Here is an 18,226-nt window from a genome sequence, read left to right as displayed (position 1 = left end):
TTGTATTGAGAAGTGTACTTTTAGTTACTTTCTTGAACAGAAGCTTTACCACTGAATTCACCATTTACGGTTTTGCCAGAAGCTGTTTTAAAAGAAAAACTTACAGTAAAATTATCTGTAGAATTTCTTTTCACAGTACATGTTCCTTGTGTTAAGTCGTTATAACTTTGCATAGCAGAACCTGTAGTTTCAGCATAACTGCTTAACCAATCATCTAATTTTCTAGAAGTACTTGTTAAGGTATAAGTACCATCCATAGACTGATTGTAAGGGAAATAAATGGCTAAAGATGCCATTTTCGTTGAAGTTCCCGCAGTGTTAATGAGCGTAATGGTGTAAAAATTCTCTTCTGAAGCATCAGTTGCTTTGAAACCCATTACAGCAGCACTAGAAACAGCAAGTTTACTACCATTATCTACCTGAATGTAATTGGAAGAAGAAGATCCTTCATCATCGTCTCTACTACAAGAAATGAACACAAAAGAAAATGCTAATAATAGCACTGAAAGGGAAATTAGTTTTTTCATGATTATTGATTTTAATTACGGCCGTAAAGATAATATAAATTGGGATTTTACAAAAAAAATCTCCAAGTTTCCTTGAAGATTTTTATCATGTATTATTTCTTATCATTCTAAAGAGAATAATTATTTTGCGTGATTCCATTCACTGATGAAGTGTAATTTCACATTCGGGAATTTTTCTTGAGTCATGTGAATCGTGAAAGCAGAATCTGCTAAAAATACCAACTGACCATGATTATCTCTTGCCATAAAACGCTGTTTTAATCTTGCAAATTCTTTGAATTCTTCTGATTTTTCGTCGGCTTCTATCCAACACGCTTTATGAATTCCAATCGGTTCATACGTACATTTTGCGCCATATTCATGCTCCAACCTGTATTGAATAACTTCGTACTGAAGCGCACCAACAGTTCCAATAATTTTTCTGCCGTTCATTTCTAGCGTAAATAATTGCGCCACACCTTCATCCATTAATTGGTCAATACCTTTCGCCAATTGTTTTGCTTTTAATGGATCATCATTATTGATATAACGGAAATGTTCTGGTGAGAAACTCGGAATGCCTTTGAACTGTAATTTTTCTCCAGCAGTTAAAGTATCTCCAATTCTGAAACTTCCAGTATCGTGTAAACCTACAATATCTCCAGGGAAACTTTCGTCTACCACTTCTTTTTTGTCTGCAAAGAAAGCATTCGGCGAAGAAAACTTCATTTTTTTACCTTCTCTTACTAGAAGATAGTTTTCATTTCTCTTAAAAGTTCCCGAAACAATTTTCACGAAAGCCAATCTATCACGGTGTTTTGGATCCATATTGGCGTGAATTTTAAAGACAAATCCTGTAAAATTTTTCTCTTCTGGTTTTACCAATCTAAGGTCAGATTCTTTGGGTTGAGGCATTGGTGCAATTTCTACAAAAGCATCCAACAATTCTCTTACCCCAAAATTATTCAACGCAGAACCAAAAAACACGGGTTGTTGTTCACCAGTAAGATATTGTTCTCTATCGAATTCTGGATAAACTGATTCTATAAGTTCTAGTTCATCTCTTAAAGTAGCAGCAGCTTTTTCACCGATGATTTCATCTACCGAACTGTCATTGATATCATTGATAACGATGGTTTCGCCAACTTTCTGTTTCTTTTCTTCTAAAAATAACTGAATGTTTTTCTCCCAAATATTATAAATTCCTTGGAAATCACTTCCCATGCCAATAGGAAGCGAAAGTGGAACTACTTTTAAACCTAATTTTTGCTCTACTTCATCCAGCAAATCAAATGCATCTTTTCCTTCACGGTCTAATTTATTGATGAAGACCAACATTGGGATTTTACGCATTCTACAAACTTCTACCAATTTTTCAGTTTGCTCTTCCACACCTTTTGCAACGTCTATTACTACAATTACAGAATCTACCGCAGTAAGTGTTCTATACGTATCTTCCGCAAAATCTTTGTGACCAGGCGTATCGAGAATGTTGATTTTCTTTCCTTTGTATTCAAATGCTAAAACCGAAGTCGCCACAGAAATCCCTCTTTGTCTTTCGATTTCCATAAAGTCGGAAGTTGCTCCTTTTTTAATTTTATTCGATTTTACAGCACCTGCTTCCTGAATTGCTCCCCCGAAAAGAAGTAATTTCTCCGTCAAAGTAGTTTTTCCAGCATCTGGGTGAGAGATAATCCCGAAAGTTTTACGTTTTGATATTTCTTGTAATAAACTCATTTCTAAATTTTGAAGTTGCAAAAATCGTGATTTTTATTGAGATTTGAAAATATTGGTTTATTTCCACGCAAAGGCGCAAAATATATTTATGAATTGATTATGTTTTTAAGACGCGAAAAGACTTCGTCTTTATTTGTTTTGAAAATCTTTGATTTTCTTGCGTCTTATTTTCTTTCTATTTTTTAATATAAATATTGCGTCTTTGCGTTAAAAATTCTTTTGTAAAACAAATGATAGATGTATTTCCAAGCAAAGGCTCAAAAAACATTCAGCTTCCTACTTGTAGCTTCCCTCATTTTTCTATCTTTGAACAAAATAAGTTTTTAGAAATTTTTCTTTAGATTTTTTTTTGAACCCCCATCAACTTATCATCATTTATGAGTATAGACAATACAAAATACAGAAATTATATTTTAGACGGTTACGGAGCAATAGTGATGATTATAGCTCTTATTTTCTCTTCATCAATGGTTGGTTTAGCTGTTTATATTTCGTTTAAATATTTTCATACAGACCTCAGATATACTGATGGATTTAATATTTTGAGTTATCTCTCTACTTTTTTACCTGTTATTTGGGCTTTTGATTTTTTTGTCATGAAAAAAGAAAAAAAAGTGCTTAACTTCAATATGCAAACTAGACCTTTTCATGTTTACCTATTGATTTTTCCTATGATGTTTGGAATGATTTTGATTGGAGAATATAGTACTTCATTAATTCCCACTGCTGGACCTATTTTTGGAGATTTATATCAGATTTATTCTGAACAGATGAATTCTATTTCAGATGACACCTTCACTTTATTTCTATTAGTTAGTTTTTTTGCTCCCATTATTGAAGAAATTTTATTTAGAGGAATTATTCAAAAAGGATTGATTAATAAGGGTGTAAAACCTAGAAATGCGATTATTATTTCGGCATTGGTTTTTGGAATTGTACATTTCAATCCTTGGCAATTTATGGGTGCTTTTCTTTTAGGCATTGTTTTAGGAGTGGTTTATTTTAAAACCAAATCACTTCTCATGTCTATTTTCTTGCATTTTTTCAATAATACTATTGTAGTAGTGATGATGAAATTTTTCTACACAGAAAGCTTTTCAGAACTTTTAAACATCCCAGAGTATGTAGTTTTGTTGGCTGGAATCATCATTTTTGCAATTTTTTACTATTTATTCATGTACCGAAATAGAATTTATTACAGAGAATAAGCGCTAAAAATTTAAAAATTATAAATCTTATATTTAATATTACATAATGGAAATCCTCGTTGCCACGCACAACTTACACAAGAAAGAAGAAATTCAACAGATTTTAGGCGAAAAATACCACATTACTTCACTTACTGATTATCATATTCATGACGAAATAATAGAAGACGGAAATTCTTTCCACGAAAACGCTTTGATTAAAGCCAAATTCTGCTTCGAAAAAACTGGAAAACCCAGTTTAGGAGACGATTCTGGATTAGTGGTTCCTGCACTTGATGGAAGACCTGGAATTTATTCTGCTCGTTACGCCGGGAATCATGATTTTGATAAAAATATAGCCAAAGTTTTAGAAGAAATGATAGACAAAAATGATAGAGAAGCTTATTTCATCACCGTTTTATGCTTGTACAATGAACATGGAGCAGAATACTTTGAAGGTAGAGTTTATGGTGATTTAAGCACCGAAAGAAGTGGAAACAAAGGTTTCGGTTATGACCCGATTTTCATTCCCAAAAATCATGAAATTTCTTTTGCAGATATGCCTGCGGAACAAAAAAATGCGATGAGTCACCGCAAAAATGCTTTAGATAAATTTCTTGCATTTTTAGAAAAATAATTTTTTTATAAAAAATATCCCACGCATTCCAGAGATTTCAGAGATTAATAAATAGTTTTCTACTTTTGATATTAGAATAATTTTCACGAAATTTGCAGACTTTAAACCTCTAAAAATCATCATTTAAGCATTTTGAGCACCTATTTAACAATTCTCGGCTATAACTCAGCAATTCCTACTGTGAAATCTGCACCTACTGCGCAATTTCTAGAAATGGAAGAGCGTTGTTTCCTCATCGATTGTGGTGAAGGAACACAAGTTCAATTGAGAAAAGCTAAAGCCAAATTTTCTAAAATTAATCACATTTTTATCTCGCATCTTCATGGCGACCATGTTTTTGGTTTACCAGGATTGATTTCTAGTTTTAGACTTTTGGGTAGAGAAACTCCACTTTATGTGTACGGTCCAAAAGGAATCAAAGAAATGATGGAAACCATTTTTAGAATTACCGAAACGCACCAAGGTTTTGAGGTGGTTTTCCATGAACTTTCTTCTAAAAAATCAGAAAAAGTTTTCGAGGACAATCGAGTAGAGGTTTTCACGATTCCATTAGACCATAGAATTTACTGTAACGGATATCTTTTTAAGGAAAAACCAAAAGAAAGACACCTAAACATGCAGGAAGTTTCTAAATATCCTGAAATTGAAATCTGTGATTATCACAATTTAAAACGTGGCAAAGATATTCAGTTGAGCGATGGTTATATTCTCAAAAATGAAAATTTAACGAAACCTGCAGAACCTTCTGTTTCTTATGCTTTTTGCAGTGATACTCGATATTTAGAAAGCATTATCCCGATTATTAAAAATGTAGACGTCTTGTATCACGAAGCTACTTTTTTACATGATTTAAAGAAAATGGCAGATTACACAGGTCATACTACTGCTCTAGAAGCTGCAAAAATTGCCAGAAAAGCCAATGTTAAAAAATTAATTTTAGGTCATTTTTCTAATCGCTACCATGATTTGTCGGTTTTTCTCAATGAAGCCTGTGAAATTTTCCCTGAAACTCATCTTCCGCAACAGTTAGAACCTGTGAAAATTTAAGATTTTTCAAATGAAAGATTTAATTAACAGATATAAAAGAATTGATATTTTAGTAATTGTTTTATTATTATTTACTTATTATTTTGATTCATTTTTTTATAATATCTTAAAAAATCATTTGATTGTAAATTTTTTACATATTCTTTATAATGTTTTAGTTCTATTTTTAACATTAGTTTATATAAATCATAACAATGAATTTAAGAAAATGAATTTTTCTCCTAAATCTGCTTTTTATGTGGGAGTTTTTTGGATTTTCACACAATTAGTGTTTATAATTTTTGATATTGTTACTGAAATATAATTTTAAATTTAGTTTATATAATCGTCATCAATGAACGAACAAGAAATCTTCGATTTTTTGAACCAAAAAGCCGAACAGTACAATCATACAGATTTTATTGAATTAGATCCTATTTCAATTCCACATCTGTTTTCTTTGAAGCAAGACATAGAAATTTCGGCGTTTTTTGCAGCGACTATAGCTTGGGGAAATAGAAAATCTATCATTACTTCGGCTCAAAAAATCATCAAATATATGGGGAATTCTCCTTATGATTTTGTGATGAATGCTTCCCAAAAAGATTTCAAAAAACTAGAAAATAAAGCCGTTCACAGAACTTTCTCAGCAGAAGATTTCGAGCAGTTTACATTGAATTTAAAAAGTGTTTACACTGAATTTGAAAGTTTAGAAAACTTATTTCTTTTAAAAGAACACGAAGAAAATTATTATCACGCTATCGAAAGATTTAGAACTCGTTTTTTAGGAGAAATTCCGCATAGAAGCCATAAACATGTGAGTTCGCCTTATAAAAATTCTGCTTCAAAAAGATTGGTCATGTTTCTGCGATGGATGGTTCGTCAAGATAAAAAAGGGGTAGATTTTGGCATTTGGAAAAACCTTTCTCCGCAATATTTGTCTATTCCATTAGATGTTCACACTGCGAATATTTCCAGAAAATTAGGAATTCTCACCAGAACTCAAAACGATTGGAAAGCCGTAGAAGAACTCGACCAAATCATCAGAAAATACAATCCAGAAGATCCTGCTGTATACGATTATGCGCTTTTTGGGATTGGTGTTTCTAAAGAATTATTATAGAAAATATTCCTAAATGTGGAGGAGTGCTTTTGCGATGGCAAAGTAGATTAAAACTCCTAAAATATCATTAGAAGTGGTGATAAACGGACCTGTAGCAATTGCGGGGTCTATTTTATTTTTCTCCAGAACAATAGGAACAATGGTTCCAATAATCGCCGCTACCATAATTACTGCTAAAAGAGAAATAGAAATGGTCACAGAAACCATCAAATCATTATGGTTAATCAATAAATTGAATCCAAAAATAATTAAAGAAAGTATCATTCCTGAAGCTGCAGAAACGCTTACTTCTTTGAATAAAGTTTTAAAAGTATCTTTCCCTAAAGTGTTATTCGCTAAACCTTGCACGATAATCGCCGAAGCTTGTACTCCAATATTTCCAGCTGTTGCCGCAATCAGCGGAACGAAAAACATCAATGCAGGAATGTCATGCATCGCATTTTGATTGCTTTGCAACACTCTAGAACCAATTAAACCACCTACCATTCCAATGAATAGCCAAGGTAATCTCGCTTTGGTTAAATGAAAAATGGTATCACTAGAGTCAACATCTTGAGATATCCCCGATGCTAACTGGTAATCTTTTTCTGCTTCTTCGGTAATAAAGTCGATAACATCATCCACGGTAATTCTTCCGACTAATTTTCCTAATTTATCTACAACAGGAACTTCGAACAAGTCATATTTTTGCATGAAACGCGCTACTTCTTCAGCAGATTCTGTATCTTTAACATATTGAATTTTAGAGTTATAAACATCTGAAACTCGAGTAGAAGATGAAGTAGTTAATAATTTTTTGAGACTTAACAAACCGAGTAACTTTTCGGAATCATCTACTACATAAATAGAGTAGACTTCTTCCATTTCTTCGGCTTGTTTACGCATCTCTTTGACCGCAGAAATGATAGAAAGATTTTGATTAACTTTTACCAATTCGGTTGCCATTAAACCACCTGCAACATCTTCATCATAACGCAAAAGTTCTACAATATTCTGTGCGTGCTCCTCGTCATTTAAGTGCTGAATAATTTCATCTTGTTGATATTCAGGTAATTCCGCGATAATATCTGCCGCGTCATCGGAATCAATTTCGTTGATGATATTATCTGCAATTTCTTTGGTAGAGAAGTTTTTTAGGAATTTTTTACGCTCGTCTTCGTCTATGTAGAGTAGTACTTCTGCAGAGCGCTCATTATCCATAATTTCGTAAAGAAATTTTTGATCTTCTTCTTCTAGAATTTCAAAAATATTGGCAATATCTACCGCTTCCACTTCCGAAATGGCTTCAGAAACAGCTTTTACATTTCTTTCCTCGATGAGAAACTGTAAGGTGTGAGATATTTTTTGCTCTTCAATCACAGAAATTAATTGGGATAAAAAGTTAGAATTTTTGCAAAAATACAAAATAAGAGTTCAAAAATTCGCATTAATAATCATTAAAGTCAAATTTTAGTCGATTTTTAATCGTAATTTTGTCAAAAAATTAAGCAAAATGAAGTTTAGAGAACTTAAAACAGAAAATAATACGTTACTCGATAAAATGGCAGACCGCGTTATCAGTTGGATTGGTTCTACCGCTTCATTGGTCTTTCACACTTTGCTATTTATCACCAGTTTTTTACTTCCACTATTTAAAGTAGTAGAATTCGAAGAAATGCTTTTGGTTCTCACAACCATTGTTTCTTTGGAAGCGATTTACTTGTCGATTTTCATTCAAATGTCTGTCAACAAAAGTAATAAACACATAGAAGTGATTAAGGAAGATGTAAACGAAATTCAGGAAGACATTGATGAAATCCAAGAAGACATCGATGAAATTCAGGAAGATATTGACGAAATTCAAGAAGACATAGACGAAATTGCTGATGATGAAGACGAAGATGAACACAAAGAAAAAGCTCAAAAAGTAATTCTCAAGAGCAATGTTTCTAATAACAAGCAAGAAATCAAGGAATTAAAAGCGAAAATTCACGATTTACAAGCGAAATTAGAAGATTTGATACAGAAAGATTTTAATTAATTTTTTGCAGCTTTCCATTCTTGAGTAAAGTTGATAAAATCTTCTACACTCAGTTCTTCAGCACGTTTATCCATGAAAGCATGAGATTTTAACACTTCTGGAATATCTAGAGATTTCAGTGCATTGCTCAGTTTTTTTCTTCTTTGGCCAAAACCCGTTTTTACAATTTGTTTGAAAAGAATTTCATTGCCTTCTAAACCTTCTTTTCTGTTTCTGGTGAGTTTGATGACTCCAGATTTTACTTTTGGAGGTGGATTAAAAACATTTTCGTGAACGGTAAAGAGATATTTTACATCATAATACGCTTGAACCAATACCGACAAAATGCCATAATCTTTGGTTCTGGGAACTGAAGCTGTACGTTCTGCCACTTCTTTTTGGAACATTCCTACCATTTCTGGAATCTGTTGATAATTTTCTATAATCTTAAAAAGAATCTGAGAAGAAATATTGTAAGGAAAATTGCCAATTACCGCTACTTCTCCAGAGAAAATATCACTTAAATTAATTTTGAGAAAATCACCTGTAAAATGTTTATTTTCAAGTTTTTGATAATGTAATTTTAGGTATTCTATGGATTCTGTGTCTATTTCTGCAACGTAAGTTTCCGTAGGTTTTTCGAGGAGATATTTGGTTAAAACACCAGTTCCCGGACCTACTTCTAATACATATTGATATGGTTGAAAGTCAAGACCTTCTACAATTTTTTTGGCAATATTTTCATCAGTTAAAAAATGCTGACCAAGATGTTTTTTTGCTTTTACGTTCAAAATTTTTAAGATTTTTTAACACAGTTTTGTGTTTGTTCAGGGGCAAATTTCGGAGTTTTTTTTCTATTTTAGCAGAAAATTTTTTATTGATGGCAAAATTAGCAGAAGATTTAAACAAGAAAAGGCTCCGTTCTAGCAACATTACCGTATCCATTAGTATTGCATTGGTATTATTTTTAGTAGGACTTTTTGGGTTGATATTGATAAATGCTCAAAAATATTCGGATTATATCAAAGAGCAATTGGTGGTAGAAGCTTATTTTGATGATTATATAGACCCTAGAGATTCTGCGAAAGCAGAGCAGTTGCAAAAATTAACTTACGAAAGAATAAAATTGCAGCCTTTTGTGAAAAAAGCTAAATTTATTTCTAAGCAAGAAGCCACTGAACTTGCCAAAAAACAATTGGGTATAGAAACAGATGCTCTTTTTGAAGGAGATATTTTCCCTCCATCTGTAGAAGTTACTTTAAAACCAGAATACGTAGATCCTGCAAAAATAAATGAAGTTGTAAAAAAACTGAATGAAGTAGAAGGCGTGAAAGAAGTGAAAAACGATAGTAAATTAACGATTGAAGTTTACAATAACCTCAATAGAATTTTGACTTGGATTTTAGCATTTTCTATCTTATTCTTAATCGTAGCAATGGTGTTGATTAACAACTCTATCCGTTTAAAAATATTCTCTAAACGTTTCATTATCAAGACTATGCAATTGGTAGGTGCAAAACGCAGATTCATTTTAAAACCATTTGTAAAAGAAGCGGTGATTTTAGGAATTATCGGTGCTATTATTGGCTTAACAGCTTTATTTACAGGTTGGTATTTCTTTACCAGCGAAATAGGGACTCCATTTGTACAAGACACTAACCAATACATTTGGTTAGTTGCAATCGTATTTGGAGTGGGAATTCTTATTACCGTCATCAGTACAGTTTTTGCAACTTGGAGATTCTTAGCATCTAGCGTAGATGATTTATATTACTCATAGAAAATTTTAAAAATGTCTAAAAAACAAACTATAGAAAAGTCTGAATCCCAGCACAATCCTTTTTATTTTGGCAAAAAAAACTACCAACTCATGTTGGTGGGATTGGCTTTAATTTTAGCAGGATTTCTTTTAATGCTCGGTCCAGATGCTAATACAGTCGACGGAAAACTAGATCCTAATGCTTGGAATGAAGACATTTTTTCCATCAGAAGAATCAGAATAGCGCCGTTATTGGTGATTGCCGGATTTGTAGTTCAGGTTTTCGCGATTCTTAAAAGAAACAAATAAAAACATTTTAAAAACTAAAGAATTAAAAGATTTGAATTGGTATTTGAATCTTTTAATTTTTTTATCACAATACAGTTTATGGATTTAATCAGAGCAATTATTATTGCAATCATAGAAGGACTTACCGAATATTTACCCGTTTCTTCTACGGCACACATGATTTTCACGAGTTCATTTTTTGGAATTCAAGAAGATGAATTTGTTAAAATGTTTCAAGTTTCTATTCAGTTTGGAGCTATTTTGGCGGTAGTCTTTTTGTATTGGAAGAAATTTTTTGATTTTAAAAACATTAAATTCTATTTAAAATTGGCAGTTGCCGTTTTACCAGCTTTGGTTCTAGGAAAATTATTTGATGATAAAATAGAAACGATATTAGAAAAACCAATTCCTATCGCAGTTGTTTTGATTGTAGGTGGTGTCATTTTACTTTTTATCGACCAAATTTTCACCAAACATACGATAGATGATGAAAAAGATATTACTTTCAAAAAAGCATTAACGATTGGTTTTTGGCAATGTCTTGCGATGATGCCAGGAACGAGTAGAAGTGCGGCTTCTATTATTGGTGGAATGCAACAAAACCTTACCAGAAAAGCAGCTGCAGAGTTTTCATTCTTTTTGGCAGTTCCTACTATGTTAGCGGTTACTTTTTATTCAATTTTTGTAAAAGATTGGAATCACAATGGAGTTGAACAAAAAGGTTACGAAATGATTTTTGCGACTCCAGAAAACACGATGAGTTTTTTCGTGGGGAATTTGGTAGCATTTGTAGTAGCAGTTATTGCGATTAAGTTTTTCATTGGTGTTTTGACCAAATACGGCTTCAAACCTTGGGGTTGGTATAGAATTATTGCAGGGATTTTATTGTTGATTTATTTTGGTTGGGTGAAATAATTTCATTTTATACTTTTTACATTGAACGCAGAAGATTTTTTAAACGGACAAGTACTTTTGGTGGACAAGCCTTTGGATTGGACCAGTTTTCAGGCTGTTAATAAATTGAAGTACAAACTCAAAAGAGAGTTCCATCTTCCTAAAAAATTTAAAATTGGTCATGCTGGAACGCTTGATCCTAGAGCAACTGGCTTATTGATTGTCTGCACCGGAAAATTCACCAAGAAAATTCCAGAAATTCAAGATGCGCCAAAAGAATACATCGCCGAAATAAAAATTGGCGTACAAACCGAATCTTATGATACCGAAAAACCAGAAATCCTTCACACTGATTATTCACACATTACAGAAGATTTCATCCAAGAAACTTTGGCAAAATTTGTAGGAGAAATTGAGCAAAAACCGCCTGTTTTTTCAGCGATAAAAATAGATGGAAACCGCGCTTATGATTTAGCAAGAGCTGGTCAAGAAGTAGAAATGAAATCTAGAAAAACGACCATTCATTATCTCAATAACATCGAAATTCATCTTCCTTTTGTTACTTTTACCGTAGGTTGCAGCAAAGGAACGTACATCAGAAGTTTGGCTCACGATATTGGTCAAAGTTTAGGAGTTGGTGCTTATCTTACTCAACTCAGAAGAACCAAAATAGGAGAGTACCATGTAGAAAATGCACATGCAGAAATTTTGGAAAATGAGTTTAGATTTGAAAATTTCTAACCATGAAAAACTATTACTTTTTATTCATTTTTATTAGTTTTTTAGGATATTCACAGCAAAAAGGAAATCTTAATCAAGGAATTTATTGGAGTACAGATGCGCAAGTTGCCTATGGATTAGCAAAAGCAGTTGCAGATATCGTGAATGAAGATAACAATGTAGATTTTAATGCCAATGCTGGAATCACTTCTGTTATTGGTTTTCAACCGATTCATAAAATAGGTTTAGGCGCTGGTTTTCGATACAATTACATTTATGATAATATCCATAATTTGTATTTTTTGGTTCAGCCAAAAATTTATTTAGACAATGCCGCAGATTCTGGATATATTTATCTCAATGCTGGATTTGCGCTTACTAAAAGTGATGTGAGAAAAGCCAGAGTATATACTTTAGGGATTGGTGACCAAAATCCAATTAATGTGAGAATGAATTATTATTACTCCTTTTTTCTGGAAAATCACAGCATGAATTTCGGAGATGGACTAAAGAGTAACTTTTATATTGGGTTAAATCTTGGAATTACTTTTCACTCCAGTAAAGTGAGAGAAGAATAAAAAATTAAAATTTGTGGAAACGCGCATCAATAAATATTTATCAGAAGTAGGTTTTTGTTCGAGAAGAGAAGCCGATAAACTTTTGGAACAAGGAAGAATTACCATCAATGGCAAAAAGCCAGAATTAGGAACTAAAGTTTCTGATGCTGATGAAATTTGCGTAGATGGCAAAAACATCAAAAAAACAGAAGAAAAACACGTTTATATCGCATTTAATAAACCCATCGGAATTGTTTGCACCACAGATACCAAACGTGAGAAAAATAACATCGTAGATTACATCAATCACCCGAAAAGAATTTTCCCCATCGGTAGACTTGATAAACCTAGTGAAGGTCTTATTTTATTGACTTCTGACGGTGATATTGTGAATAAAATTTTACGCGCCAGAAACAACCACGAAAAAGAATACATTGTACGTGTAGACAAACCCATTACACCCAAATTTCTAGAAAAAATGCGCAATGGTGTTCCGATTTTAGATACCGTAACCAAAAAATGTGAAGTAGAACAAATCGATACTTTGCAATTTAGAATTGTACTTACACAAGGTTTAAACCGCCAAATTCGTAGAATGTGCGAATATCTAGGTTACGAAGTAAAAAAACTGAAGCGCATTAGAATCATGAACATCAAACTGGATTTGCCCATAGGAAAATGGAGAGATTTAACCGATGCTGAAATGAAAGAACTGGCTCAACTTCTCCAAGATTCAAGTAAGACTTTTGATTAAAATTATTCCAAAATTTCTACCATAAGTTCTAATAATTCTTTTTTCAATTTAAAATAAGATTTGCTCATCGTTTCTTGGTATTTTCCTAGAGCTTTATCTAAAATTTGTATTTCTGAATCGTTATACTTATTGTGTTCGAAGTAGATAAAATCTGCATCCACATATTCTCTTAGTAATTCTTGGTCTTCTTCTTCCATATACATGGCAAAAGTAGAAGATAAAAGCTCTGTAACTTTCTTTTTGAAAATCTTTTCTTTAGAAACCATAATGTTTCTGTTTCTCATAATCGTTTCGAAATCAAGCCTTTGAGACATGAAATTGATATATGGAACAAACTCTTGAAACGCATTGTAATACTCATCAAAATCTTTATCTGTTTGTGTAAAACGGCTTGCCAATTCAGAAAACTTTTCTTTTTGTTCAAGCGAAGCTTTATACAAAAGATACTTTAAAATAGCATCATCATTTTCTTTGATTTTTTGGTCAACTTGTTCTTCTCTTTGTTTTAGAATTTTCAGGACTTTTGGTGTTTGACTTGTGGTGAATTTTGCACCGTCATAATCAAAGGTTTTCAATTTATACGTTCCATTTTGAATCATTTCTAAGACTTTAGCATCGTTTTCTAATGCATTTTTTTCAAAGACAAGGCTTACTTTTTCGTCTGAGAAAAAATCTTGAGCTATGACCTCATCTACAGTAGAAGTTTCATTTTCAATATTTTCGAAAATTGGATTTTTAAAATCATAATAAGAATTAAAAATCTTATGGAAGGACTTTTCATTCACGATGTTTTTATATTGCTCTCTGAATTCTTCCTCGGAAAGAAATTCTTCTGTATGCGTAAGCATATTATACTCGAAGAGTTTATTGGTAAATTTTTCTGCGTATTTATCAAAATGCTTCAAAATGTTTTTAGAAATCCTATTGTCTACCTTTTCAGAAGGAATATTGAGTTTTTTGATGGCTTCAATTCTTTGTTTTATGGTTGGGTGAGAAGCCCATTGATCTTCAATTTGAAGCTTAGATTTATTATACCTTTCTATTTCATTTATATTGATATACGGCAAATCATTTTTAATTTCATGGTTATTTTCTTGAGCAAAATAATGCAACAAGGTAGTCTGATTTTGATAGATATTTTTGGTGTCGGCTTTTACATTTTTGTCAAGGTAAAAATTCATCGCATTAGAAAGCGCCGATTCTGAAAGGTCTAATCTTAGAAGAGCAGAAGTTTTAACATCGGCACCTACCACATACGTAGCGATTGCATCTGCATTAAATTCCATCTGTCTGCTTAGCGACATGTGTTTCAGATATAAAAAATCATAAAACTTAGTAAGAACCCATTGTATTCCTTCAATAATCCAAGCTGCCAATCTTGTAAAAAGTGCAATTATAGCATGAGTACTCGCAAAACTTTCCATAGAATCGGCAAAGCCTTTGTTATTGTACAGCATGTCATAAATCATTTTATTGGCTTGATTTACATAACTTCCCACCTTCATGCTTTTTTGAGAAAAATGTCCAAATTCGTGTGCAAGAATCGCTTTTAATTCACTTACTGTTGTGGTATTGATTAAACCCATTCCTATAGTAAGATTTTTTCTTACTGGGAAAAACATGCTCCAAAAAGGAGAGTTGTAGTTTACAAAAGCATTCACATCATTAGATAAAAACAGCTTTTTAGGTTGATCTGTTCCTACTTCTTGTACCACTTCATCTATTAATTTGAAAAGTTCAGGTTCTTGATTTCTCTTGATTTCGATAAATGCGCTGGTATCATTTTTCTGAAAATTAAAAATAAATTTAACCAAGAAAATCAATATAAAAACCGCCATTCCTATTAGACCACCAGAAAGCAAAATAACCAAATAATTGAATCTAAAATTTGCAATGATTTCAAATACTAAATAGCCAATAGCAGCGACTAATATTAGTGCCAAAGTGATTAATACTAAATAAACTAAAAAGAATAAAATGATGTAGAGAATAGCCTTGGCTACTTGTTTTTTATACTCCGAAGAGATAGGAGGTAATGTTTTTTTAGACATTGGTTTAATGATTATTTTTTTGTTTTTTTACTAAAGGAACATAAAATCAAATTCTAGAAAAGATTTTTTTGAAAAAAGAGTAGAGTACTCTGAGGAATTATGTGGTATTTCCCATTTTTAAAAATTTTTAAGAAATCTTAAAAATAAGAAAGGAGAATTTCTAAGATCTCATGGTTATTGTTTTACAGAGTAAAAATAATAAAAAAGTGGAAAATAAAAAAGACTGATGGCAAAACTTCTTTGCTTTTCTCAAAGCATTGTCGTTTCTGTCATCAGTCTGGAAACATTGCCTCTGCAATCTTTATTGCTTCAACTCCCGAAAAATGTTTAATTGCATCTTTTTAAATTCTATCCGCAGATATTTCTAAAAATTTTGCCATTTTTCATTAAAACATATTCCATTGCTCGGGCAATTTTATCAACTTGAATTTGGATTAAATTATTTTCTTATCAAACACTTTCGTATTCTTCTGGAAAACACCATAGTCTAAGTTGACTGTTTAAGTCTTGCTTTGAAGATTCAAAATCTTTTTTACCTTTTCACTTCAAAATCGTTGTGAGACCATCTTGAAAGTTACTCAAATAAATTAAACCCTGTTTCTTTTTTCGGTTTCTAAATCGAGTATGAAGAAACTCCACAACTCTCATTTTTCTACCTAAAAGTTTGACTTGTTTGTTGATGTAAAGGTAGTACAGAAATTTACTTTTTATAGACTATTTTGCTTTCTCTTTATTCACTTTTAGATATAATTTATGCACAATCATTTTTCTCTAAAAGTCTTTATTGATGAGGCTTTATAATTTTATTCACAGAATGAGCATTTAGGAAGCCTCATAAAAATGTATTAGTTTTTGATTTTCAATAGGTTGAAAAGTTATCAATTACCTGATTATTCCATTCTTTTTACAGGCTCTAAATCTTTTAATTCTTCATCAGTAAAAAGTCTGTAAATAATTTCAAAAGTCTTTCCTAATGGTGTTTCCAGAGAAAAACCGCCTGGTCCGAAACCGTCTGTAACATCTAGTGTGAAATGCGAAAATTTCCAGTATTCAAATAAATCTCTATCAATCCAAAATTCATAACCATCTACCAAACCAATCATAGCATCATTGGTTCTTACGTAGAAACCTCCTTTTTCAAAACATTGAGGTTGGGTTCCTTCGCAGCAACCCCCAGCTTGGTAAAACATTAAATCACCGTGTTTTTCTTTTAGCGTTTTAATGACTTCCAACGCTTTTTCTGTTACGTCTAATCTTTTTACCATTTCTAAAAATTTTTAATAAAATTAAAAAAAGGAATGCTGATGAACAACATTCCTTTTAATTTAAAACACAAGTGAACTAGAAAAATCCTAGTTTATTTTTGTTATAAGAAATCAACATGTTTTTTGATTGTCTGTAATGGTCAAGCATCATTTTGTGGTTTTCTCTACCAATACCAGATTGTTTGTAACCACCAAAAGGTGCACCAGCTGGATATGCGTGATATTGGTTCACCCAAACTCTACCAGCTTTTATCGCTCTAGGAACTCTGTATAATTCATGTGCATCTCTGGTCCAAACTCCCGCTCCTAAACCATACATGGTATCGTTTGCAATTTCTATCGCTTCTTCTGTAGATTTAAAAGTAGTTACCGCTAAAACTGGCCCGAAAATCTCTTCTTGGAAGATTCTCATCTTGTTATGCCCTTTGAAAATCGTTGGCTGAATGTAATATCCACCTTCTAAATCTCCACCCAAATGATTTACTTCTCCACCGCAAAGCAATTCTGCACCTTCTTCTTTGCCTAATTTTATGTAAGAAAGGATTTTATCTTTCTGAATTTGTGAAGCTTGAGCTCCCATCATTACTGTTGGGTCAAGTGGATTTCCTGTTTTGATGGCTTTTGTTCTTTCTACCACTCTTTCTAAGAATTTGTCTGCAATTGATTCATGAACCAATAATCTAGAAGGACAAGTACAGATTTCCCCTTGATTTAGAGCAAATAATACCGCTCCTTCAATGGCTTTGTCAAAAAATTCGTCATCTGCATCCATCACAGAAGGGAAGAAGATGTTTGGAGACTTACCTCCCAATTCTAAAGTCACAGGAATAATATTTTCTGTAGCATATTGCATTACCATTCTACCTGTAGCTGTAGAACCTGTAAACGCTGCTTTTGCCACTTTTGGATTGGTCACTAAAGTTCTTCCTAACTCTGCGCCGAAACCATTGACAATATTCACAACACCTGCAGGAAGTAAATCTTCAATTAGCTCCATTAAAACCATTATAGAAACAGGCGTACTTTCTGCTGGTTTCAGAACTACACAGTTTCCTGCAGCTAGAGCAGGAGCCAGTTTCCAAACTGCCATTAGAATAGGGAAGTTCCAAGGAATAATTTGTGCAATTACACCGATAGGTTCGTGTACGATAATAGAAACGGTGTCTTTGTCTAATTCAGAAATAGAACCTTCTTCAGCTCTTATTACACTAGCAAAATATCTGAAATGGTCCACAGCCAAAGGTAAATCTGCAGCCATCGTTTCTCTAATGGCTTTACCATTATCTACAGTTTCTACTGCAGCGATATAGGGTAGATTTTCCTCAATTCTATCAGCAATTTTATTCAAAATAATGCTGCGTTCTGTAGCAGAAGTTTCGCTCCATGTTTTGAAAGCTTCAGATGCAGCATCTACAGCCATTTCTATGTCTTGTTTTGCAGAATGTGCAGCTTTTGCCATAACTTTTCCATCAAGTGGAGAAAGCACTTCGAAATACTGTCCTGTAGAAGGAGCAGTCCATTTACCATTAATGTAATTGTCGTATTTTTCTTTTAAAACCGGACGATTGATGTGTGTTGACATAATTTGTTAAATTTTTAATTTTCAGCCAAATTATCTTAAACATGACAAATGTCATGGTAAAATCGTCTCAAATAATAGTATAATAGTGTTTTGAAAATATTGATTATAATACTTTAATATAAATCTTGTTTGATTGAAAAA

At 32.5% G+C, this 18,226-nt stretch carries 18 protein-coding genes; 11 read left to right on the top strand and 7 right to left on the bottom strand.

Annotated elements, in window-relative coordinates:
- Positions 1 to 20: 20 nt before the first annotated feature.
- Positions 21 to 527, bottom strand: a complete 507-nt coding sequence (locus ACT53I_RS04505; protein ID WP_476078605.1) for a hypothetical protein — start codon at positions 525 to 527, stop codon at positions 21 to 23.
- 120 nt (positions 528 to 647) lie between these two features.
- Complete coding sequence (locus ACT53I_RS04500) at positions 648 to 2,243, bottom strand: peptide chain release factor 3 (protein WP_213195988.1); 1,596 nt, start codon at positions 2,241 to 2,243, stop codon at positions 648 to 650.
- 377 nt (positions 2,244 to 2,620) lie between these two features.
- Here ACT53I_RS04500 and ACT53I_RS04495 point away from each other — a divergent pair, with 377 nt between their 5' ends.
- The 4 genes from ACT53I_RS04495 to ACT53I_RS04480 all read left to right on the top strand — a co-directional run bounded on the left by ACT53I_RS04495 (position 2,621) and on the right by ACT53I_RS04480 (position 6,216).
- Positions 2,621 to 3,451 carry a lysostaphin resistance A-like protein gene (locus tag ACT53I_RS04495; RefSeq protein ID WP_476078601.1) on the top strand — a complete coding sequence of 277 codons (831 nt, stop codon included), beginning with the start codon at positions 2,621 to 2,623 and terminating at the stop codon, positions 3,449 to 3,451.
- Positions 3,452 to 3,497: 46 nt separating this feature from the next.
- Positions 3,498 to 4,067, top strand: a complete 570-nt coding sequence (rdgB, locus tag ACT53I_RS04490; RefSeq protein WP_476078599.1) for an RdgB/HAM1 family non-canonical purine NTP pyrophosphatase — start codon at positions 3,498 to 3,500, stop codon at positions 4,065 to 4,067.
- 132 nt (positions 4,068 to 4,199) lie between these two features.
- The gene (locus ACT53I_RS04485; protein WP_476078597.1) at positions 4,200 to 5,114 is read left to right on the top strand and encodes a ribonuclease Z; all 915 of its coding nucleotides are present in this window, start codon (positions 4,200 to 4,202) and stop codon (positions 5,112 to 5,114) included.
- 334 nt (positions 5,115 to 5,448) lie between these two features.
- A complete protein-coding gene (locus ACT53I_RS04480; protein ID WP_476078595.1) occupies positions 5,449 to 6,216 on the top strand; it encodes a TIGR02757 family protein in 768 nt (255 codons plus the stop codon).
- 9 nt (positions 6,217 to 6,225) lie between these two features.
- Here ACT53I_RS04480 and mgtE read toward each other — a convergent pair whose 3' ends face one another.
- Positions 6,226 to 7,575, bottom strand: a complete 1,350-nt coding sequence (mgtE, locus tag ACT53I_RS04475; protein WP_371461142.1) for a magnesium transporter — start codon at positions 7,573 to 7,575, stop codon at positions 6,226 to 6,228.
- Between the two features lie 133 nt (positions 7,576 to 7,708).
- On the opposite strand from mgtE, the gene ACT53I_RS04470 reads away from it, so the two are divergent.
- Complete coding sequence (locus ACT53I_RS04470) at positions 7,709 to 8,236, top strand: coiled-coil domain-containing protein (protein WP_476078594.1); 528 nt, start codon at positions 7,709 to 7,711, stop codon at positions 8,234 to 8,236.
- Here ACT53I_RS04470 and rsmA read toward each other — a convergent pair.
- Positions 8,233 to 9,006, bottom strand: coding sequence for a 16S rRNA (adenine(1518)-N(6)/adenine(1519)-N(6))-dimethyltransferase RsmA (rsmA, locus tag ACT53I_RS04465; RefSeq protein WP_476078593.1), 774 nt, complete (start codon positions 9,004 to 9,006; stop codon positions 8,233 to 8,235). The genes ACT53I_RS04470 and rsmA overlap by 4 nt on opposite strands.
- Before the next feature lie 89 nt (positions 9,007 to 9,095).
- Here rsmA and ACT53I_RS04460 point away from each other — a divergent pair, with 89 nt between their 5' ends.
- From ACT53I_RS04460 to rluF, 6 genes are all read left to right on the top strand, one after another.
- Positions 9,096 to 9,995, top strand: coding sequence for a cell division protein FtsX (locus tag ACT53I_RS04460; protein ID WP_476078592.1), 900 nt, complete (start codon positions 9,096 to 9,098; stop codon positions 9,993 to 9,995).
- Positions 9,996 to 10,007: 12 nt separating this feature from the next.
- Entirely contained in the window at positions 10,008 to 10,283 is a 276-nt protein-coding gene (locus ACT53I_RS04455; protein ID WP_104794040.1) for a DUF3098 domain-containing protein, read from the top strand.
- Positions 10,284 to 10,361: 78 nt separating this feature from the next.
- Complete coding sequence (locus ACT53I_RS04450; protein WP_476078591.1) at positions 10,362 to 11,177, top strand: undecaprenyl-diphosphate phosphatase; 816 nt, start codon at positions 10,362 to 10,364, stop codon at positions 11,175 to 11,177.
- A 21-nt stretch (positions 11,178 to 11,198) separates the two neighbouring features.
- On the top strand, positions 11,199 to 11,897 hold the full coding sequence (truB, locus tag ACT53I_RS04445; protein ID WP_461376756.1) for a tRNA pseudouridine(55) synthase TruB: 699 nt from the start codon (positions 11,199 to 11,201) through the stop codon (positions 11,895 to 11,897).
- A gap of 2 nt (positions 11,898 to 11,899) precedes the next feature.
- Positions 11,900 to 12,454, top strand: coding sequence for a hypothetical protein (locus tag ACT53I_RS04440; protein ID WP_476078590.1), 555 nt, complete (start codon positions 11,900 to 11,902; stop codon positions 12,452 to 12,454).
- 13 nt (positions 12,455 to 12,467) lie between these two features.
- Entirely contained in the window at positions 12,468 to 13,187 is a 720-nt protein-coding gene (gene rluF, locus ACT53I_RS04435) for a 23S rRNA pseudouridine(2604) synthase RluF (RefSeq protein WP_476078589.1), read from the top strand.
- Between the two features lie 2 nt (positions 13,188 to 13,189).
- Here rluF and ACT53I_RS04430 read toward each other — a convergent pair whose 3' ends face one another.
- The 3 genes from ACT53I_RS04430 to ACT53I_RS04420 form a co-directional block, all read right to left on the bottom strand.
- Positions 13,190 to 15,238, bottom strand: a complete 2,049-nt coding sequence (locus ACT53I_RS04430) for a M48 family metallopeptidase (protein WP_476078588.1) — start codon at positions 15,236 to 15,238, stop codon at positions 13,190 to 13,192.
- Positions 15,239 to 16,128: 890 nt separating this feature from the next.
- Entirely contained in the window at positions 16,129 to 16,503 is a 375-nt protein-coding gene (locus tag ACT53I_RS04425; protein ID WP_476078587.1) for a DUF779 domain-containing protein, read from the bottom strand.
- Between the two features lie 76 nt (positions 16,504 to 16,579).
- Entirely contained in the window at positions 16,580 to 18,085 is a 1,506-nt protein-coding gene (locus ACT53I_RS04420) for an aldehyde dehydrogenase family protein (RefSeq protein WP_371486750.1), read from the bottom strand.
- Positions 18,086 to 18,226: the final 141 nt, after the last annotated feature.

This window comes from Cloacibacterium sp. DMC96 (assembly GCF_056313765.1).
The sequence above is the reverse complement of the archived record's forward strand: the minus strand, read 5'-3'. Positions and strand labels throughout refer to the sequence as shown.